The organism is Dehalobacter restrictus DSM 9455, from assembly GCF_000512895.1.
Taxonomy (GTDB): Bacteria; Bacillota; Desulfitobacteriia; order Desulfitobacteriales; family Syntrophobotulaceae; genus Dehalobacter; species Dehalobacter restrictus.
Genome location: NZ_CP007033.1, coordinates 1,251,102 through 1,270,428 on the forward strand (window position 1 = coordinate 1,251,102; position 19,327 = coordinate 1,270,428).

Annotated in this window: 22 protein-coding genes; 16 read left to right on the top strand and 6 right to left on the bottom strand. The window is 45.5% G+C overall.

All coding sequences use genetic code 11. The features are described from left to right. Positions 1-14: 14 nt before the first annotated feature. From DEHRE_RS06000 to DEHRE_RS14915, 4 genes are all read right to left on the bottom strand, one after another. Positions 15-431: a bactofilin family protein gene (locus DEHRE_RS06000; protein ID WP_019225776.1), complete on the bottom strand. Its 417-nt coding sequence runs from the start codon at positions 429-431 to the stop codon at positions 15-17. An 18-nt stretch (positions 432-449) separates the two neighbouring features. Beyond that, entirely contained in the window at positions 450-1,343 is an 894-nt protein-coding gene (locus tag DEHRE_RS06005) for a M23 family metallopeptidase (protein WP_019225777.1), read from the bottom strand. Between the two features lie 179 nt (positions 1,344-1,522). Further along, the gene (uvrC, locus tag DEHRE_RS06010; RefSeq protein WP_019225778.1) at positions 1,523-3,280 is read right to left on the bottom strand and encodes an excinuclease ABC subunit UvrC; all 1,758 of its coding nucleotides are present in this window, start codon (positions 3,278-3,280) and stop codon (positions 1,523-1,525) included. Then, the gene (locus DEHRE_RS14915) at positions 3,240-3,389 is read right to left on the bottom strand and encodes a hypothetical protein (protein WP_162147878.1); all 150 of its coding nucleotides are present in this window, start codon (positions 3,387-3,389) and stop codon (positions 3,240-3,242) included. The genes uvrC and DEHRE_RS14915 overlap by 41 nt, the downstream gene beginning before the upstream one ends. Here DEHRE_RS14915 and DEHRE_RS06015 point away from each other — a divergent pair. Then, the gene (locus DEHRE_RS06015) at positions 3,379-3,894 is read left to right on the top strand and encodes a hypothetical protein (protein WP_019225779.1); all 516 of its coding nucleotides are present in this window, start codon (positions 3,379-3,381) and stop codon (positions 3,892-3,894) included. The genes DEHRE_RS14915 and DEHRE_RS06015 overlap by 11 nt on opposite strands. A 3-nt stretch (positions 3,895-3,897) precedes the next feature. Here DEHRE_RS06015 and DEHRE_RS06020 read toward each other — a convergent pair whose 3' ends face one another. After that, on the bottom strand, positions 3,898-4,341 hold the full coding sequence (locus tag DEHRE_RS06020) for a DMT family transporter (RefSeq protein ID WP_019225780.1): 444 nt from the start codon (positions 4,339-4,341) through the stop codon (positions 3,898-3,900). A gap of 146 nt (positions 4,342-4,487) precedes the next feature. Between DEHRE_RS06020 and DEHRE_RS06025 the strand changes: the two genes are divergently transcribed. From DEHRE_RS06025 to DEHRE_RS06045, 5 genes are all read left to right on the top strand, one after another. Then, positions 4,488-4,844, top strand: a complete 357-nt coding sequence (locus tag DEHRE_RS06025) for a hypothetical protein (RefSeq protein ID WP_015042459.1) — start codon at positions 4,488-4,490, stop codon at positions 4,842-4,844. Between the two features lie 199 nt (positions 4,845-5,043). Then, on the top strand, positions 5,044-5,529 hold the full coding sequence (locus tag DEHRE_RS06030) for a metallophosphoesterase family protein (protein ID WP_015042461.1): 486 nt from the start codon (positions 5,044-5,046) through the stop codon (positions 5,527-5,529). Positions 5,530-5,575: 46 nt separating this feature from the next. Continuing rightward, on the top strand, positions 5,576-6,232 hold the full coding sequence (locus DEHRE_RS06035) for a DUF2103 domain-containing protein (protein ID WP_019225781.1): 657 nt from the start codon (positions 5,576-5,578) through the stop codon (positions 6,230-6,232). A gap of 88 nt (positions 6,233-6,320) precedes the next feature. After that, a complete protein-coding gene (locus DEHRE_RS06040; RefSeq protein WP_019225782.1) occupies positions 6,321-6,926 on the top strand; it encodes an FMN-dependent NADH-azoreductase in 606 nt (201 codons plus the stop codon). Positions 6,927-7,322: 396 nt separating this feature from the next. Beyond that, the gene (locus DEHRE_RS06045; protein ID WP_242837054.1) at positions 7,323-8,111 is read left to right on the top strand and encodes a GGDEF domain-containing protein; all 789 of its coding nucleotides are present in this window, start codon (positions 7,323-7,325) and stop codon (positions 8,109-8,111) included. A gap of 151 nt (positions 8,112-8,262) precedes the next feature. Here DEHRE_RS06045 and DEHRE_RS06050 read toward each other — a convergent pair whose 3' ends face one another. Beyond that, the gene (locus DEHRE_RS06050) at positions 8,263-9,555 is read right to left on the bottom strand and encodes a replication-associated recombination protein A (protein ID WP_025205466.1); all 1,293 of its coding nucleotides are present in this window, start codon (positions 9,553-9,555) and stop codon (positions 8,263-8,265) included. A 209-nt stretch (positions 9,556-9,764) separates the two neighbouring features. On the opposite strand from DEHRE_RS06050, the gene DEHRE_RS06055 reads away from it, so the two are divergent. The 10 genes from DEHRE_RS06055 to DEHRE_RS06100 all read left to right on the top strand — a co-directional run bounded on the left by DEHRE_RS06055 (position 9,765) and on the right by DEHRE_RS06100 (position 19,293). Further along, complete coding sequence (locus DEHRE_RS06055) at positions 9,765-10,208, top strand: RrF2 family transcriptional regulator (protein WP_019225784.1); 444 nt, start codon at positions 9,765-9,767, stop codon at positions 10,206-10,208. Positions 10,209-10,283: 75 nt separating this feature from the next. After that, the gene (gene nifS / locus DEHRE_RS06060) at positions 10,284-11,453 is read left to right on the top strand and encodes a cysteine desulfurase NifS (protein ID WP_019225785.1); all 1,170 of its coding nucleotides are present in this window, start codon (positions 10,284-10,286) and stop codon (positions 11,451-11,453) included. A gap of 70 nt (positions 11,454-11,523) precedes the next feature. Next, positions 11,524-11,898: a Fe-S cluster assembly scaffold protein NifU gene (gene nifU, locus DEHRE_RS06065; RefSeq protein WP_019225786.1), complete on the top strand. Its 375-nt coding sequence runs from the start codon at positions 11,524-11,526 to the stop codon at positions 11,896-11,898. Positions 11,899-11,919: 21 nt separating this feature from the next. After that, positions 11,920-12,987 carry a tRNA 2-thiouridine(34) synthase MnmA gene (mnmA, locus tag DEHRE_RS06070; protein WP_019225787.1) on the top strand — a complete coding sequence of 356 codons (1,068 nt, stop codon included), beginning with the start codon at positions 11,920-11,922 and terminating at the stop codon, positions 12,985-12,987. Positions 12,988-13,151: 164 nt separating this feature from the next. After that, the gene (locus tag DEHRE_RS06075; protein WP_242837055.1) at positions 13,152-13,607 is read left to right on the top strand and encodes a PRC-barrel domain-containing protein; all 456 of its coding nucleotides are present in this window, start codon (positions 13,152-13,154) and stop codon (positions 13,605-13,607) included. After that, complete coding sequence (locus DEHRE_RS06080; protein ID WP_015042471.1) at positions 13,604-13,807, top strand: hypothetical protein; 204 nt, start codon at positions 13,604-13,606, stop codon at positions 13,805-13,807. The genes DEHRE_RS06075 and DEHRE_RS06080 overlap by 4 nt, the downstream gene beginning before the upstream one ends. A 195-nt stretch (positions 13,808-14,002) precedes the next feature. Next, on the top strand, positions 14,003-15,052 hold the full coding sequence (locus DEHRE_RS06085) for an AI-2E family transporter (protein WP_019225789.1): 1,050 nt from the start codon (positions 14,003-14,005) through the stop codon (positions 15,050-15,052). A 131-nt stretch (positions 15,053-15,183) separates the two neighbouring features. Next, entirely contained in the window at positions 15,184-17,817 is a 2,634-nt protein-coding gene (alaS, locus tag DEHRE_RS06090) for an alanine--tRNA ligase (RefSeq protein WP_019225790.1), read from the top strand. A gap of 113 nt (positions 17,818-17,930) precedes the next feature. Continuing rightward, positions 17,931-18,173: an IreB family regulatory phosphoprotein gene (locus DEHRE_RS06095; RefSeq protein ID WP_020491685.1), complete on the top strand. Its 243-nt coding sequence runs from the start codon at positions 17,931-17,933 to the stop codon at positions 18,171-18,173. A gap of 160 nt (positions 18,174-18,333) precedes the next feature. Next, complete coding sequence (locus tag DEHRE_RS06100; protein WP_019225791.1) at positions 18,334-19,293, top strand: aldo/keto reductase; 960 nt, start codon at positions 18,334-18,336, stop codon at positions 19,291-19,293. The last annotated feature ends 34 nt before the right edge of the window (positions 19,294-19,327 follow it).

The following is a 19,327-nucleotide window of genomic DNA, read 5'->3' on the forward strand; positions in this document are numbered from 1 at the left end:
ATATGCATTGTTTCTTAGGACTTTTTTTCAGGGGAAGCATCATCGCGATGATCTATACTGTCAGAGACGATCGAACTTGTGCCGACAAAGATGGCGCCCTGGTCGATCTTAAGCTGTTTGGCGGTGATGTCCCCGTAGAGGCGGGAGGTAGGGCTTAATTCCAACAGGTCTCCGACCTTAATGTTCCCACAGACAACGCCCGTAATCGTTGCTGTAGCAGCAGAAATATTGGCTTTTACTGAGGCAGACTGACCGATGATTAAGTCGCCCCCGACTTCAACAGTGCCTTCGAGCTTGCCGTCTATCCGAATATTGCCGCTCGATACCAAAGACCCCTTGAGCTCACAGTCTTCGGCAATGTATGTAATATTTGTGTTCGTGCTGATATTGCGGATAACCGGTTTTATGTCGTTTTCTTTTTTACTAAACATGCTTAGCCGCTCCTTTTTTTATTGCGCTTCGGTATAGGTAGTAAAGACTGTCGGATCAACGAGTTCGCCGTCAACATAGGCCTGGTAGTGAAGGTGGCTGCCGGTGCTCCGGCCGGAATTTCCGCTGTACGCGACAATCTCGCCTTTCTGAACCGTGTCTCCGACTTTGACTGTCAGTTTGGAATTATGGGCATAAAACGTTACAACGCCATAGCCGTGGTCAATCTGCACCCTTCGTCCCCAATAACCGTCATAGCCTGCATAAGTGACGGTCCCGGCAGCAACCGCCTGGACAGGTGTGCCATAATCGCAGGCAATATCAATACCGGAATGAAATTCACTGCTCCAGCCGCCAAAAGGATTGCGGCGATAGCCAAAAGGTGAGGAGATCGGGCCATTGACCGGAAGAATATTCGGTGTCCGGTTCAGCTTGTCTTTGTATTCTACGGAAGCATCATAATACTCCTGCAGGGTTTCCACATGAGAATTGAGCAGATTTGAAGCCTGATCAAGGCTTTCCGGCTCGGAATATGACTGTACGGAGTAACTGCCGCGGCTGACTTCCGTCGTACTTTTCTGCTGGATTTTAAGAATGCCGGCAATTTTAGATTCCAGTGAGGAGATGGTTAACAAGTTCTGATTGATTTCGGATGTCTTTTCATTTAATCTAGCGATTTCCAGATCCTTGGCCTGCAACTGATCTTCAAGCTTATCGACATAGGCAATTTTTTGCTGATAAACATTGATGTAATGAGCCTGGTAAATGTCATAAGCAAAAAGTCCCGTAAAAAAGATACCCAGTGCAGCTGAGCTGGTAACAATCATTTTTTTCGCTTTGACAGAAAACTGAATCTGCCGGGGTGCTTTGTCGTGGTCAGGGTGGATAATAATAATTGAGTATTTGTGCTTCAAAATATCACTCCTGAATAAGACACAAAAAACGAAAATATATTATATTTTCGCGTTTTTGTGAGTCATTAATCCATTTTCTAGGATATACGTCTTTGACTGTCTTGTCAAGGCAGGAAGAAAAATCAAACAAACATCAAAGAAAATTTTTAACAAGATATAAAATAATATCATACCTGTTTTTACGTATGGTGAAAGTGGTTATAGACTTCTTGGGCGGCCACTGCCGACAAACCGGACTTAATAAATTCTTCAGGTGCAGCATTTTTGATCGCATCCAAAGAATCAAAAGTTCTGAGGAGCATTCTTTTTCGTTTTGGCCCGATTCCGGGGATACCATCCAGCTCCGATGCGGTCATGTTTTTAATCCGCTGCTGCCTGTGGAAAGTGATCGCAAAACGGTGCACTTCGTCCTGGATTCGCTGGATCAGATAAAACACCTCGATTCTGGTGTCAATAGAAAGCTCACGGCCTGCTTGATTGATCAGACTGCGCGTTTCGTGCCGGTCGTTTTTAACCATACCGGCAACCGGAATGGTCAAGCGGAGCTCCTTCAGAGCATCAAGTGCGGCTTTGACTTGTCCTTTTCCGCCATCAACCAGAATCAGATCCGGCATTGCGGATTCTTCTCTCTGCAGACGGGAATAACGGCGCCCGATAATATGCTTGAGGTAGGCAGTATCATCATTGTTGTTCGCGAGCGGAGCAATATTAAATTTGCGGTAGTTTGCCCGAAAGGGTTTTCCGGCTTTAAACTGAACCATACCCCCGACAATATTGCTGCCGAACAGTCCAGAAATATCGAAGGCTTCGATCGTATCGGCCTGAGCGATTCCGAGAAGTTTACATAATCCTGTCATCGTTTTCTGAATCTCTTCATTTTTGTCTTTTTCCAGGTCCATTTTTTCTTTCAGAACAGTCTCAGCATTCGAGGCGGCCATTGCCAGAAGTTGTTTGGTTTTACCTTTTTTAGGTATGGTCAGAGGAAGGATGTCCATGACTGCGGTCGATTGGATTTCAGGAATACAAATCTCATCCGGAATGACCATCTCGTCCGTATAGTACTGTATCAGAAATGAAAGAAATGATTCTTCCGGTTCATCGTAGTAGGCAAAGAAGAAACTGTCCCGGGTAACCAGTTTACCCTGACGAAAACAAAAAACCTGAATATTCATTAGCTCTTCATTAAACGCGTAGGCCACGATATCGCGGTTTCGCAAATCACTTAGCGTAATATTTTGTTTTTCACTGATGGTTTTCAGGTCTTGAATCAGATCCCGGTATTCTCTGGCTGCCTCAAACTGCAGCGCTTCGGCGGCTTTGGTCATTTTTCCTTCCAGCCAGTTGATGATGCTTTTTTGATTGCCGCGGAGGAACATGGTGGCTTTATCGAGGACCTCCTGATATTGTTCAGGCTCAATAGGATGGATACACGGACCGAGACATTGTCCAATATGATAATAAAGACAGGATTTGGCAGGGATCTGACTGCATTTGCGGAAAGGAAGCAGCCGGTTCAGCAGGCGGGCAGTTTCTCTGGCCGCTGTTGCATTGGGATAGGGACCGAAATATTTGCCGGCTTTTTTGGAAAATTTACGGGTGACAATAATCCGGGGGTGTTTTTCGGATGTTATTAATATATACGGATAAGATTTATCATCCTTCAGCATAATGTTATAGTACGGGTCGTGTTTTTTGATGAGGTTGCATTCGAGCAGGAGAGCCTCAACCTCAGAAGATGTCAGGATATATTCAAAGTCGGTAATTTCACTGACAAGTTTTTGGGTCTTCTGATCATGGGACCCTGTAAAATAAGACCTTACCCGGTTTTTCAGCACCTTGGCTTTGCCAACGTAAATAATCTTACCAGTAGCATTTTTCATCAAATAAACGCCAGGATTATCCGGCAGCAATTTCAGTTTCTTTTGCAGCAAATCCATCAAAATTTTTCACCTCAGTTAAATTGTAGGGGGAATATTTAAAAGATGCAACGTCATATTCTCCAATAAATGGACGTATATTTTCTTGGGGTGGTATTATGCGCAGCAACGCCTGGGGACGTCCTCCTCAAAATGATATCTGGGGCGATATTAAAGTGCTTGCATTATGGATATTCATCGTTGGTATTGTCGGATATTTGCTATTCCCGGATTTTTTTCATAATGTTTACGATCAGCTAACCTCCGCAACTGCAAATACTGAAGAAATAGGCGAAATTACGCTGCCAACATCAAGTGAGGTTAAGGATACCACAACAACAGGGGATGGGACGGATACAAATAGTGTCTATAATTCCATCTATACTGGGGACAGTGAAATCTCAGACGGATACTGGGCGTTGTTTGTCGGCGATAACGAGTTTCAGCAACTTTCTTTGTCGACAGAGAGCTATGCGTATATTATAAGGCTTATCGATGGAGATCGGAAAGGGGAAGCAACAAAAATATTACTGCTTTCCGCTAATGGCAATATTCACAAATACGTGGTCACGGAAGAAGTTTATAATATCCTCTTGAATTTAAATATGATCAATGGCCGTTCCGGAACAATCTAGTATTTATTTAAACAGCAGCTTTGCCCCACCGACAAAAAGTGCAAGACCCAGCAACTGCCACGGATTCCAACTTATTCTTTGGACCCCGAAAAGCCCAAAGTGATCAATAATGACCGCAAGGCCGACTTGTCCAAGGATAATGGCCGTCGTGGCATTGCATACGCCAATTCTGGATATCGTTATGGCGACTAAGGCAACGATTCCGACACTTAACGCTCCTCCCAAATAGAGATACCAAGGGATTTGCAGCCATTTATGCCCAAACATAGGTACTTTCCAAGCCAATACGGCCAGAAGGGCAATCAAACTGCCAATGATGTGTACGATCAGCGTCGAAGAAAGCAAAGAAGTTTTTTGCGTCAGCTGTGAATTCAGCGTTCCCTGCACGGCCATTGCAGCTCCGGAGATTGCTGCCAGAACAGCAGGCAGCGAAAAAAATTTTAACATACTCTAACCTCCACTAAATTGGCACATATATTAAAATAAAGATTTGATGTTGGGCAAGAACACCAAGTCAGTAAAAAATATAGTAGTATTTGTTCCGTCTTACAGGGAAAAATGTTGATAAGCAGCTAATGAAAAGAGGTGGCAGAATGAATATAGATCCTGAAATGGTCAGAAGGGCGCAGATGTTGCTTACTTTAGATCATTCTTTGCCTCAGGTTAAAGAGATTCTTTTACGGGAAGGTTATTCGGATGATCAAGTGGCTGATCTGATAGATGCGACAGAAGAAGTACTCAATTATTTTGTTCCGCCTGTGTTTGACGACAATAAAATCGCGATAGATATCCGCCATTCCAATAAAGACCTTGACGGTGATCCGAGCCCCGATCTGCTTGTAGACCGATTCAGCGGCAAGATAGAGCTGCTTACTCCTCATTTGCAGGAAACCTGGAGGGTTGCCAACGAAATTCGCAAAACCTTAAAATGTCAATGCCAGTATTTATAACGTTCTATAACAATGAAGAGAACAGAGATGAATGTCTCTGTTTATTTTTACATATTGTCTGTTAAATTATGTAGACAGCTATTGGCAAATCAGCAATTATTCATTACTATTATATAAATACGAAATTAACCAAATAATCCGAAAAGTATTAAATGTGGAACATGTATCCAAAGCAGTCTGACAGAACGGGAGGAAAGAAATGAAAATTGCCATTCTTTCTGATACACATATTCGCTATGGACGGAAACTCCCATCATTTGTCTGGAATGTTTTAAGTGAGGTTGATACAATTATTCATGCAGGAGATGTTGTGACGAAGAGTCTAATCGAGGAACTGGATTTGATTGCACCGGTCATTGCAGTCAGAGGAAACTGTGACTGGTTAATGGAAGAGCTGCCGGAGAAAATCATAGCCAAACTAGGTTCTCTAAGGATTGGTGTTACGCATGGTTATCTTGGATCAGGAAAGAATACCCCGGAAAGGGCTTACAATTTCTTTTCGGGAGAAGATGTAGATATGATTATCTTTGGACACAGCCATATACCTTATAAAAATGTCTATGAAGGGGTATTGCTGTTCAATCCTGGATCTCCAACAGAAAGAAGAGGACAGCCACAGTTTTCGATGGGCTTATTAAACTTAAGTGAAAAAGGAAATTTTGATATCCAGCATCTGTTTTTTTAATCTGTTTTTTAATTATTTTGTCCGTCGCGCAGCTTGAGGTTATCATATGAAATTTCGCCGCAATAAAATTAAAAGGGAACACAGTATCATTACCGGCGCCCTGGACTGGCTGGAGGATTTGAGTAAGCGCCGCGAAATCACAGACATTATTCCCGGGGTGATTGATGTAACCAATACCAGGGAACGCGGTGCGACCTATCAATACGAGACACCGACCGGATGTAAGATCCTACTGAAAAATGGTGGATCTGTTCAGGAGGCCTTTATCGTTACCCGGAGCCCTGAGGTAGTCAAGGAATGGGCGGCAAAGCTCATGGAAGAAATCAATTATTTTCAAGCTGCGCTCGAAGAGACCCGGGATGCCCTCCCACAGAAAGATCACCAGAAAACGGAAACTCGGGCTGCCAAACAAAAAGCTCCGGTCCGGACAAAGTCGGCAAATGGATCAGTCCGGGAAACTTCAGAAACCTTTCTCAGCAGCAGGGACGCTCTGCTTGCCGGGATTAAAGAAGATTATCAGCTCGTGGAAATCAATCGGGGTCTTCGGGATTCCTATGTTGAAAGCCTTGCCAGCATGGGAGATCTGGAAGATCCTAAATTGGAAGACGCTTTGCAGCCGGAGATACGCCAGGCGCTGGAGAAACTGCAGGAGAAGCTCCAGGGTAAGGGAAAAATTCGGCAAAAGCAGCCAAAGCGAAGATGATTGTTTTGGTTTGAAATGGCAGTCATAGCTTTATCAAAAATGACTAAAACTATTTGAAGATTGTCAATGATTATGGAGGATAAAAATTATGGCTAAAGTACTGTATATTAAAGCAAATCCCAAGCCGGACGAGCAGTCGAGGACGTTTCGCCTTTCAGGGAGTTTTATCACCGCCTACAGGCAAAACAATCCTGGTGATGAGATTATTACCCACGATCTCTACCAGGAAGGTGTCAAGCCGCTGTCTGCAGAGGATCTACAATCTGTTTTTGGTCCAAAGGACGCGGATTCCGTCAATCATCCCGTTTTAAAGTATGCTTATGAGTTCAAGGCCAGTGATAAAATCATTATCGCTGCTCCAATGTGGAATCTTAGTTTTCCATCCATTCTCAAATGTTATCTGGATTATATTACGGTCACCGGGATTACCTTTCATTACACCGAACAAGGCCCCGTGGGCTTATGCCAGGGAAAAAAAGCTGTTCATATCGTAACCCGGGGCGGCGCTTATTCGGAAGGAGCAGGCGGTGCTTATGAAATGGGTGACAGGTATTTAAGAACAATTTTCGGTTTTCTGGGCATCACCGACTTTACAACAATCGCTGCGGAACAACTTGATGTTATCGGATTTGATGCGCAGGGAGAACTCTCCCAAAAAATGCAGGAAGCCGAAGAAAAAGCCAGAACATTTTAAGCTAGATACTGGTATTAATTAAATAAATATACGAATGACCCGGCTCTTCCGGGGTATTGTTCTGTCTTGATGCTCAGATGAATCATTTTGGAAAAAATTCCAAAATTAGGATTGTTATCCTAAAAATATCATGTTATGATTTTCAATATGACTGGTATTAATTTAAAAAAGAATAGAGATGGGGTTAGTGAAGGAAACGAATCTTAAGCAGGGGTTTTATCTAGTCCTGTTAAAGGCCATGATACTGCTATCAGCGTTTTCTATTATTGGAAATCTTGCCGTAGGCTACCCATTAAGCCTCAATATTAAATGGATTTTTTTACTCGTTTTAGCAGTATGCAGTTTATTGTATGAAAGACATAGAGGTTTTTCCGAGCGCAGCAAATTTTTGTTTTTTTGGTTCTGACAGGGATTGTTCTGCCTTTTGGTTTTATCGATGCCGGAGGAAGTGACAGCTTTACGATTGCGTATGTATTTTTTCTCTTGATTGTCGCCAGTTACATTCTGGACGGCTGGTATCGCAATACAATTATCGCTGTGATTATTCTGGCTTTTATCGGTGTCCACACTTACGCCCATTATTTCCCGGAGAGAATACCCGTACTGGATCCCGGCAGTTTTTTCGTGGACCAGCTGATTCAGGTTCCAATTGTCCTGTTTTTGAGTTTCTTAGTTGTACGCTATTTTGCTGACGCTTACTACCAGACGAATCGAAGGCTCATGCAACTCGCTCATTTTGATGAGCTGACAGGGCTGCTGAACCGAAGAAATTTTAATGATATCCTGCAGAAACAGTTTGAATCCGGAAATCACAACGGTCATTTGATCATGCTTGATGTCGATAATTTTAAGATGATTAATGATAAAGAAGGACATCTAGCAGGAGACGATGGACTGAAACATTTGGGGGCTATTTTAAGGCGGCATTTTGATAATGGGAAAAATATGATCAGCCGTTGGGGCGGCGATGAGTTTATTGTTGTTTATTTTGGTGAAAGCGGACACGTGGAGACGGTTTTGGAACAAGTCAAAACAGAATTTAAAGACTATGTGAAAAATATTGAACCGATGGTCGACCTTAGTTTCGGGATTGCCCCGTTGCAGGGATGCCAGACCCCGAATGATGTACTGGCAAAAGCGGATGAGGTCATGTATGAAAAGAAAAGAGAAAAGAAGAACAGTTAGCCTGATTTTCTTTTCTTAGAGATTATCGATGTACACTTGTGCTAAAAGACAGCGAGGTGTGCGTTTTTTTTGCTCGGATTTTTAATTGTTGCCAACTATTTGTCATTGACATGAAAGAAAAATTATTTTTCTCACAGATTAGGTAAGTTTATTAAGTCGGTTTTCCTCTGTTCTTGTCTATCCCGCGACCGGTCGGATCAAAGAATTTTGCTCCCTTGGCTTCTTCGGGCAGGTAGTCCTGTTCGACCCAGTTGCCCGGATAAGCATGCGGGTAAAGATAGTCTAAACCATGGCCAAACTTCTTGGCGCCGGGATAAGAGGCATCTTTCAGATGCAGCGGCACTTGGCCGGCTTTGTTTGCTTTGACGTATTCCTGAGCCTGATTGATCGCCGCAACAACAGAATTGCTTTTCGGAGCAGTCGCAATAGCCAGGACAGCTTGTGCCATCGGTATTCTGGCTTCAGGCAGGCCAACCCACTCCAAGGCATTGGCTGCGGCATGGGCCTGGAGCATGACTGACGGATCAGCAAGGCCGACGTCCTCGGAAGCATGCACGATGATCCTGCGCATGATGAACCGAGGGTCCTCGCCGGATTCCAGCAGAACAGCAAACCAATACAGGGCTGCATCAGGATCGGACCCGCGCATACTTTTGATCATCGCCGAAATCATGTCGTAATGGTTGTCACCATTTTTGTCAAAACGGAAGTGTCTTTCCTGAACGGACTCTATGGCGGTTTCCAGATCAATCCTGCGGATCCCGTCTTCAGGAGCTGTGGTCAGAACTGCGAGTTCGAGCGCATTTAACGCCCGGCGCAAATCTCCGCCGGCGAAATCAACCCAATGCTGAAAGGCTTCTGCTGTAATCTCCGTATGGTAATTACCAAGACCCCGCTCATTGTCCTTCAAGGCATTCTCAAGCCCCAGACGGAGTTCATGTTCTGAAAGAAGATTCAGTCTGAAAATCGTGGAACGGCTTAAAAGAGCGGAGTTGATTTCAAAATAAGGGTTTTCAGTGGTTGCTCCGATAAAGGTGATCATACCGCGTTCAATAGCCGGGAGTAGAACATCTTGCTGGCCTTTGTTGAAACGGTGGACTTCATCGCAGAACACAAGCGTCTTCTGCTGATAAAGATGCAGCCTTTCCTCGGCTTTTTCCAGAATATCTCTGAGCTCTTTGACGCCGGAAGAAACAGCATTGATCCGGATAAAGTTTGAGGTTGTTTTATTGGCGATGACCTGGGCCAGGGATGTCTTACCTGTTCCAGGCGGACCGTATAAAATGATCGATGTCACCCGGTCTGCTTCAATGGCGCGGCGCAGAAGTTTGCCGGGCCCAAGAATTTCCTGTTGGCCGATTAATTCTTCGAGGGTACGGGGACGCATTCTGTCGGCCAGGGGAGCAACTTTGCCGGAGTCAAAAGCAGCCGAAAAAAGATTCATTTTCTTTTTCCTCCAAAATTATTCTTGCAGATATACTTGATCATTGATAAACCAATAATAAAAAGGAAATGTTATGAAAGATGAATCCATTATATCAAATAAAATTGCAAAAGAATAACCAGAATGCTTATTGACAAATTCCGATTGGTTTAGTAGGATATAAGCGTACTGACGAAGGGTAACATTTTGCATGGCATGAGGTGAATTGCGTGAGATTTTCTACCAGGGGCAGATATGGCGTACAAATCATGGTTGATTTAGCCCAGCACGCGGCTGATGGTCCGGTTTCCCTGAAGTCTGTCGCTGACAGGCAGAAACTATCTGAGCATTATCTGGAACAGCTCGTTCCTGAGCTGCGTAAGGCAGGGCTGGTCAGAAGCATCCGGGGGCCCCAGGGCGGGTATGAACTGGCCAAGCGCCCTGAACAAATCAATATCGGCGATGTGATCAGGGTACTGGAAGGGCCGATCGCACCAGTCGAGTGCGTTACCCAGTCGGAAGAAGACTGCTGCCAGAAAACAGATTTCTGCGTAACGCGGGAAGTATGGATGAAGGTTAGGGATTCCATCAACGGTGTCGTTGATTCTATTTCTCTGGCTGATTTACTAAAAGAAGCAGGTAGCGGCGGAGAAAACTTGGGATTTCTTCAATAGGTGTCTGAGATGATGATTTTGCTACGATCTGTCAGATAATTGTCGACAGATAAGAGCTGCTTAATGGGGGATAAGATGAAACGAATATATTTGGATCATAGTGCCACAACGCCGGTTGACCCGCAGGTGGCAGAGTTAATGATGGTGTACTTTACAGAGTACTACGGAAATCCATCCAGCGTACATTCCTTTGGAAGACAAGTTCATAAGGCCATCGACGAAGCCAGAGAAAAGGTTGCATCTCTGATTGGAGCAAATCCTTCGGAGATTACCTTTACCAGCGGCGGAACGGAAGCTGATAACCTGGCCATTCAGGGTGCCGCCAGAATAAGAGCAAAAAAAGGCACGCACCTGATTACTTCGGCGATTGAGCATCATGCTGTTCTGGATACTTTTAAATACCTGGCTAAAAACGGCTACGAAATAACCATTGTGCCGGTCGATGAGGAAGGCTTGGTAAGTGTTCAGGATATAGAAAAAGCAATCCGTCCGGACACGATTTTAATCAGTATTATGCACGCCAACAACGAGGTCGGGTCGATTCAGCCTGTCGCTGAAATAGGCCGGATTGCCAGGGAAAAAGGGATCCTGTTCCATGTCGATGCCGTCCAGTCTCTTGGAAAACTGCCAATCGATGTAAATCAGATGAATGTTGACCTGTTAACGATATCGAGCCATAAAATCTATGGCCCGAAAGGGGTCGGGGCTTTATACATTCGCAAAGGCGTCAGGATTTCTCCGCTTGTTTTTGGCGGTTCGCAGGAGAGAAAAGTCCGTTCCGGTACGGAAAACGCTCCGGGGATCATTGGTTTTGGCAAAGCCTGTGAGCTGGCCGGACAAAGGATGGCAGACGAAAATATTGAACTGGTCAGACTCCGTGATAAATTATTCGACGGAATCCTCGCCAGCATTGATCGTGTCAAGGTGAACGGCCCGCGTGGCGCCAAGCGTCTTCCGAACAATGTCAATATCAGCATTAATTTTATTGAAGGAGAATCACTGCTCTTAAGTCTCGATTTGGTTGGAATAGCCGGTTCCAGCGGTTCGGCCTGTACTTCGGGATCTTTGGATCCTTCGCATGTTTTACTGGCCATGGGTTTAAGCCACGAGGTTGCCCATGGTTCTCTGAGGCTCTCGCTTGGCAGACAGAATACGGATGAAGAGATCGATTATGTGTTACAGGAGCTTCCGAAGATCGTGCAGCGCTTAAGAGAAATGTCTCCCTTATATCATAAAGCAATTTGAACTAGCTTAAAGCAAATAGATAGTTCCTCAAAGCAAGTTGAAAGACAGGAATAAGACAGGAGTGAATCAGATGTATTCAGAAAAAGTAATCGATCATTTTACGAATCCCCGCAACGTAGGTGAAATTGAAAATGCAAATGGCGTTGGGCAAGTCGGCAACGCCAAGTGCGGCGACATTATGCGGATTTCAATGGTTGTTGAAAACGATGTTATCAAAGATATCAAGTTTAAGACATTTGGCTGCGGGGCTGCGGTAGCGACCAGTAGTATGGTTACGGAAATGGTCAAAGGCAAAAGCGTGAATGAAGCCCTGGATATTTCGAACGCTGCTGTTGCCGAAGCCCTTGGAGGTTTGCCTGAAGCCAAGCTGCACTGTTCCAATCTTGCCGCAGATGCTGTTCATGAAGCTATCAAAGACTACATCCAGAAAAAGACCAAGGTCTGAGGAAGGATGAAGGTTAAACGTATGAAAGTTGCTGTTGGAATGAGTGGCGGCGTGGATAGTTCCACCGCCGCTGCTTTACTTCAAGAAAATGGTCATGAGGTGATCGGAGTCACCATTGTGACCCATGAAGGCGGACTTGCTGAAACCGCTGCGCTGGAAGCAGCTGAGCAGCTCAGGATACCGCTGCATGTGCTTGATTTCCGGACGGTTTTTAAACAGGAAGTCATTGATTCGTTTGCGGAGAGCTACTACAGAGGGGAAACGCCAAATCCGTGTGTGCTGTGTAACCGGAAAATCAAATTTGGAGAATTGCTGAAACAGTCGCGCAGACTTGGTGCCGACTATCTTGCGACCGGTCATTATGTTCGGAAAATGGTTGACGAAACTTCAGGCCGCTGGCTGATCCAAACCGGGCTGGACGCGAAAAAAGACCAGAGTTATGTGTTATACTCCTTAAGCCAGGAGCAGATTGCCCATGCACTTTTCCCGCTTGGTGATTATACGAAAGAACAGGTCAGGGACTTGGCGAGGAACAGAAAATTGACAGCTGCTGACAGCAGTGAGAGTCAGGAAATCTGTTTTATTCCTGACAACAACTATGCGGAATATATTAGGACGGCAATGGGCAAAGATTCTGAACCAGGTGATTTCACGGATTTCTCCGGCCGCATTATCGGCAGACACAGGGGATTGATCCATTATACGGTCGGACAGCGCAAGGGATTAGGGGTAACATTTGGTAAACCAATGTTTGTGGCTTCGATTGACCCGGTTGGCAACAGGGTAATACTTGGAGAAGGAAATGATCTCTATACCGATGTTCTCTGGGCGACAGATCTGAACTGGATTGCTCTGGAAAGGCTGTCCGGCCCCTTGAAGGTGCAGGCCAAGATTCGTTACAAGGCGAATCCCGCAGCAGCTGTTCTTTATCCTGAAAATAATCTTGTCAGGGTTCAGTTTGAGACTCCGCAGCGGGCAGTTACTCCCGGTCAGTCGGTTGTGTTCTATGACGGGCCGACGGTGTTGGGAGGAGGGGTCATTGTATCGGATAAGTGCGGAATCCGCCAAGATCTTCTTAAGGCAGAATAAGAAGTGATTGACGGAGGGCTGACCCGTGCGAAATACTTCTTTCAGCGATATTTCAGTTTTATGTCATAATATAAAATGCGATATTGCTGAAAGGAATATTATCCTGATATTCCGGCAATAATACTGGATATAATCCTAAGGCAAATGAGGGAATTATGCGGAGGATGAGAGATATTGTCCGGCTCCCGGTGATTGATCTAACTTCCGGGGAACGTCTGGGCTGGGTAAAAGATATCATATATAATGAAAAAGACAATACGGTTTCCGGCGTCATCGTGGAAAAAGATTCTCTGCTCACGCACCCGCTCGAAGACATGAGCAGAGATGATATCGTATCTTTCGGCAAGGATTCCCTTGCTGTTAAGAACCCAGAAGGGAAAAAGATTTCAGGTGCATCCTGGTCTCAGAAAGTCGGAAACAAGGTTTTTAATGGAGAAGGCGATATCAAAGGAACGATAGGCGATATCTATGTGGACAACACAGTCCAAAAAGTACTTGGTTATGAAATATCAGACGGTCTTTTTGCGGATTTGGTGAAGGGCAGGGAGGCTGTATTTGAGGAAAACATTCTTTGCGAGAGCCAGGATGTTGTTGTGATTGAAGGAGGTTCATTGTCATGATTTGCCCGGTTTGCGGGGGACGACAGACCGGAAAGGTCGGTGTGGAACAATACTATTGCTGGGACTGTTTTATTGAATTCAACAGTCATACCGATCAGGTAGTCGTATTTGATTTGGAAGAAGATGGGACACTGGTAGCGTGGGAAGATTTCTTCCTTGAAAGCGAGCAGATCGTTCAGGCTCAGGCAGCTGCTGAATGACGCCGAATTGCCATGTCTATACCTTCATACCGTGCATGTGTAGGATAGAGTTGGCGCTTCGCTTATACCATGGATGGCAAGTAGCGGCAAGGCCAAGAAGCTAAGGCCACGGCCTGTCCATCGGGGGTTGGGATTTTCAAATTCATTTTGAAAAGACCACCCTTTATTTGTCTTAAAACATAACAGGAGGCGAGTATGGGACAGACCAAGCTGCGTTGGATTTTTGGCATCTTGTTGGTTATAGCAGGCTTCCTTCTGTTTATGAAGGTTAAAAAGATTGCTTTTTCTTTTGCAGCAGGCGCCGTTATAGCCTATCTTTTAAGTCCCATGGTCAATTGGCTCGAAAAAAAAGGCCTGCGCCGACGGTGGGCAATTGCCTTGATTTTCCTTTGGATTGTGGTTTTGCTTGCTGTGCTGTTTTTGTTGCTGCTGCCTACGTTTTACCTGGAGCTTGGAAGACTGTCCGTCGTACTGCCAGAGAGGCTGGAAGTCATTTACCATTATGTACAAACTGGGAAAAGTGTCTACCCGCAAAATATCCTGCCTGAAGAGCTCAGCAGATTAATGGATAAAAAACTGATTCAGGGGCAATCCTATCTGACCGGCTGGCTGGAAAAGGTCATGGAAAATATTCCGGCTTTGCTTTCTTCCATCGGATTAATGGTTCTTTCCCCAATTCTGGCCATCTATTTTTTGACCGACTGGAGAAAAATCGCGGATGGGGTTTTAATGCTTGTTCCTGGCAGGATGAGGGAGCAGTGGCACAAGGTATTACAGGAAATTGATTATGTGATCAAACGGTATATCCAGGGCAATATGATTGATGCGGTCATCGTCGGCCTTCTGATCGGCATAGGGATTAAGCTCATCGGTATGGAATATGCGCTGATTATCGGGATCATTTGCGGAATTACCAATCTGATCCCATATTTTGGTCCGATCTTAGGTGGCATACCGTCAATTTTACTGGGCTTAAGCAGATCCCCTCTGATGGCTGTAAAAGTCACCCTGGTAATCTTCATTGTCCAGCAGCTGGACAGCAATCTGATCAATCCGCGTCTGATGAGTAATAAAATCGGGCTTCATCCGCTCTGGGTCGTTTTTGCTCTTTTGGCCGGCGGGGAAATCGGCGGTTTGCTCGGAATGCTTTTTGCCGTTCCACTGGCAGCGGTCCTGCGTATTATCATCAGAAATATTTATTATTATCTGATTGCACCGCGAGATCTGAAGTCAACGAAGAATTAAGTAGGATTTGTGGCTATCAGGTCTGTTGACAGGCAACTTCTCTTTTGGCTATACTTATTTTAGTGTATCAGAAAGTTTATTATTTTAGAGTTGACAAGGCACGAGGAGCCTTCCATATAAGGAGGAAGTAGATGTATACCGGAAATCAACTGCGTGAAATGTTTCTGAAATATTTTGAGGGAAAAGGACATGTTATTCAGCCCAGCGCCTCCCTGATCCCGAAAGATGATCCTACTTTGCTTTTAACGGTAGCCGGAATGGTTCCGTTTAAGCCATATTTTTTAAGGCAAGTGGAACCTCCGTTTTCGAGAGCGACCACCGTTCAGAAATGTGTCCGGACCCCCGACCTGGAGAGTGTCGGCAAAACGGCCAGACACCATACTTTTTTTGAGATGCTCGGTAATTTTTCTTTTGGTGACTATTTTAAAGAGGAAGTCATTCCATGGGCCTGGGAATATATTACCGTCATACTGCAAATTCCCGTCGAAAAGCTCTGGGTGACCATCTATCCAGAGGACGAAGAGGCCAGAAGTATCTGGTCAAAGGCAGGTGTAAGTCCGGATCGGATTGTCGCCGATCCCGAGAATTTCTGGGCTGCCGGACCGGTCGGACCTTGCGGGCCTTGTTCGGAAATCTACGTAGATCTTGGAGAAAGCCGGGGCTGCGGCAAAGATGATTGTGCAATTGGCTGTGACTGTGACCGTTTCCTGGAGGTTTGGAACCTGGTCTTTATGCAGTACATAAGAAATGAAGCCGGTACACTGACTCCTCTGCCGAAGCGAAATATTGACACCGGGATGGGATTGGAAAGAATCGCATCGGTGATTCAGGGAGTTGAATCCAACTTTGATACGGATTTATTTATGCCACTCATCAATAAAACGGCAGAAATCGCCGGCTTGCAATATAAAAAAGATCCGAAGACGGATGTTGCGTTGAAGGTCGTTGCCGACCATGCCAGAGCAGTATCTTTTATGCTGGCGGACGGAATTAGGCCGAGCAGCGACGGACGTGGTTATGTTTTGCGGCGAATCTTACGCCGGGGCATTCGTTTTGCCCGGCTTTTAGGAATTGAAAAGCCGTTTTTGGAACAAATATTCCGTGTTATCCAGGAACATTATGCACACTGGTATACGGAGCTCAAGGAGAATGAAAATTTTATCCTCAATCATTTGCGGCTGGAAGAAAAGAATTTCCAGGCTACCCTCGAGCAGGGCATGCTGATCCTTCAGGATAAGGTGAAAGCGTTCAGAGAATCGGGTCAGAAGATCCTCAGTGGGGAAGACGCTTTTCACCTGTATGAGACCTATGGTTTCCCGGTAGAATTGACGGAAGAAATGTTGCTGGAAGAGGGGATCTCCGTGGATATGGAGTCGTTCGACAAAGCATCGGAAGAACACCGTCTGCTGGCGAAAGAACAATCCCGTCAGATGAAGGCTGCCGGGGAAAACAGCCTGCTCACAGAAAAAGCAAAAAGACTGGGGCCGACCCGTTTTCTCGGTTATGAACAACTGGAAAGTGACAGCATCATTGAAGCGATGTTCAATGAAGAAGGGGAAGTGGATGGGGCCGGTGAAGGAGAGGAAGTCATTTGTCTTTTGGATCAGACACCTTTTTATGCTGAGAGCGGCGGACAGATTTCAGACGAAGGAATCATCCGGACCGGCAAGGCGTATGCTGAAGTACTGGAATTGCGGAAACTTCCGAGCGGCGCGATCACGCACCGTCTGCTGATCAAGGACGGCGTGCTGAAAATAGGGGAAAAGGTCCACACCGTCGTCAATAAGGAAAAACGCAAGGCCATCGCCGGACACCATAGTTCAACGCATCTTCTGCAGACGGCGCTGCGTAAGATCTTGGGAGATCACGTCCAACAGGCAGGTTCTCTTGTTACGAGTGAACGCCTGCGGTTTGATTTTTCACATTTTTCACCGCTTACGGCTGAACAAATTACCGAAGTAGAAAACAACGTGAACAGGAAAATTATGGCGAGTCTTACGGTGCAAGCGGAGGAAATGAGCATGAACCAGGCCCGCGAAAAAGGCGCGATTGCGTTATTTGGCGAAAAATACGGAGAAATTGTGCGTTTGGTCGAAATGGGTGATTACAGCAGGGAACTCTGCGGCGGAACGCATGTCAAAAATACAGGGGAAATCGGCTTGTTTAAAATCATTTCCGAGGGCGGTATCGGCGCAGGCTTAAGAAGAATAGAGGCTGTGGCCGGTATGGAATCTTTGGCATACTTAAGAGAAATGGAGAGCCAGTTCGATGAGATCAGTACGGTGCTGAAAGTTCAACCAAAGGAAAGCGTGAAAAAGGTTCACCTTATGACTGCTCAGATCAGAGAACTCGAAAAAGAAATTCAGCAGCTGAATGCTAAGCTGTCTAAATATGAAGCGGACAGCATCATGAGCAAGGTTCAGGATATCCACGGCGTAAAAATACTTGCTTCCAGGGTTCAGGCCCCGGATATGGAGACACTCAGACAAACAGCGGACATGCTCCGGGACAAGCTGAAAGAAGGTGTCATTGTACTGGGCGCTGTTGCCGACGAAAAAGTAAATCTGGTGACTGTGGTTCATCCGTCGGGGTTAAATGGACTTCATGCCGGCAAAATTATTAAGGAAGTGGCTTCGATTACAGGCGGCGGAGGCGGGGGCCGTCCCGACATGGCCCAGGCCGGTGGCAAGGACTCTTCCAAGCTTGGCGAGGCGCTGGATAAAGTGCCTTCCATAATCCGTCATTTTTTGGGGCATAATAGTTAAAGATTACTAAAAAAGTGAAAATATTTTTAACAAACTGACAGGTAATCTTTGGATCAATGCAGAATAATGTATAACATACTGGTGAAAGAAAGGAGGTATAAACCTTGAGTAAGATGGAAGAAACCATGATGTTCAAATCCCATCCAGGTGACAATTCGCCGCGGGAAATATTGCAACAGGTTTATGCTGCACTGCAGGAGAAAGGATATGATCCGATCAATCAATTGGTGGGTTATTTGATGTCCGGAGATCCTGTCTATATTACCAGTCATAATCAGGCCAGAACCAAAATCCGTAAGCTGGAACGGTATGAATTGCTGGAGGAACTGGTAAAATTTTATTTGCGCGATCTATAAAAAAGATTTTCTTACTTTTTATTTTCACCTTTTTTCTTTAGGAATTTCTTTTGGCATCTGAATACCTTGCGTTTTTTTGAATTTTTTCAATTAACACGAATGGTTCTTATTTTTGCGTTGCGTTTGATTAGCTGCCCTCACAGTACGTGGGGGTTTCGTTTTGGAGGACAGTCATTTGCTGAAGGTCAAATTAGGGCTAAAGGGTCCGACGGTGTCGGAGATATGTTTTGGCAGCCTCGCGATTTCTTCGCTTCAGGGCAGAGTGAGCGAAGAGCAGGGAAGAGAGATCCTTCAATATGCGTTTTCAAGGGGGATAGATTGGGTCGATACGGCAGAACTCTATGAAAACTATAGTCAGTTAAAACCTGTTCTGACTAGGAACCCCGAGATGAAAGTAGTATCCAAATCTTATGCGGTGACGCATCAGGAGCTGGATGCGAGTCTGGAGAAAGCCAGAAAGGAACTGGGCAGGGACTCTATTGATATCTTTCTACTTCATGAGCAGGAAAGCCATCTGACGCTCAAAGGACATGCTGCGGCCTGGGAAGGACTGCTTGAAGCAAAGGCCAGGGGTCAGGTCGGGGCGATCGGAATCTCGACCCATGCGGTTCAAGGGGTAAGAGCAGGGGCACTTCAGCCGGGTCTTGACGTGATTCACCCGCTCATTAATTACCAGGGGCTCGGTATTATCGATGGAAGTCTTGGGGACATGCTGGAAGCTATTGCGTTTGCAGCTGAATTAGGTATCGGGATCTATGCGATGAAGGTTTTTGGCGGTGGGCACTTGGCGGCTGAACCGGAAAGGGCCGTGAATTTTATCCGGAGTATTCCAGGAATTCAGGCGATGGCTTTAGGCATGTCATCGATTCCGGAAGTAGACTATAATCTGGCACTGCTAAACGAGGAACCTATATCCGATGAATTGCGTCAAGCGGTTCTGCACCGGGAGAGAAAACTGTACATCGCCGACTGGTGCCAGGGCTGCGGAAAATGCGTCGGCGGCTGCCCGCAAAATGCGCTTTATCTTAACGATGGACAGGTTTGTCTGCAGCCGGAAAGATGTGTTCTATGCGGATACTGCGGCAGATATTGCCCGCATTTTTGTTTGAAGATTATATGAAAAAATTTAAATAATATCTTCCGTAGACTGGGAT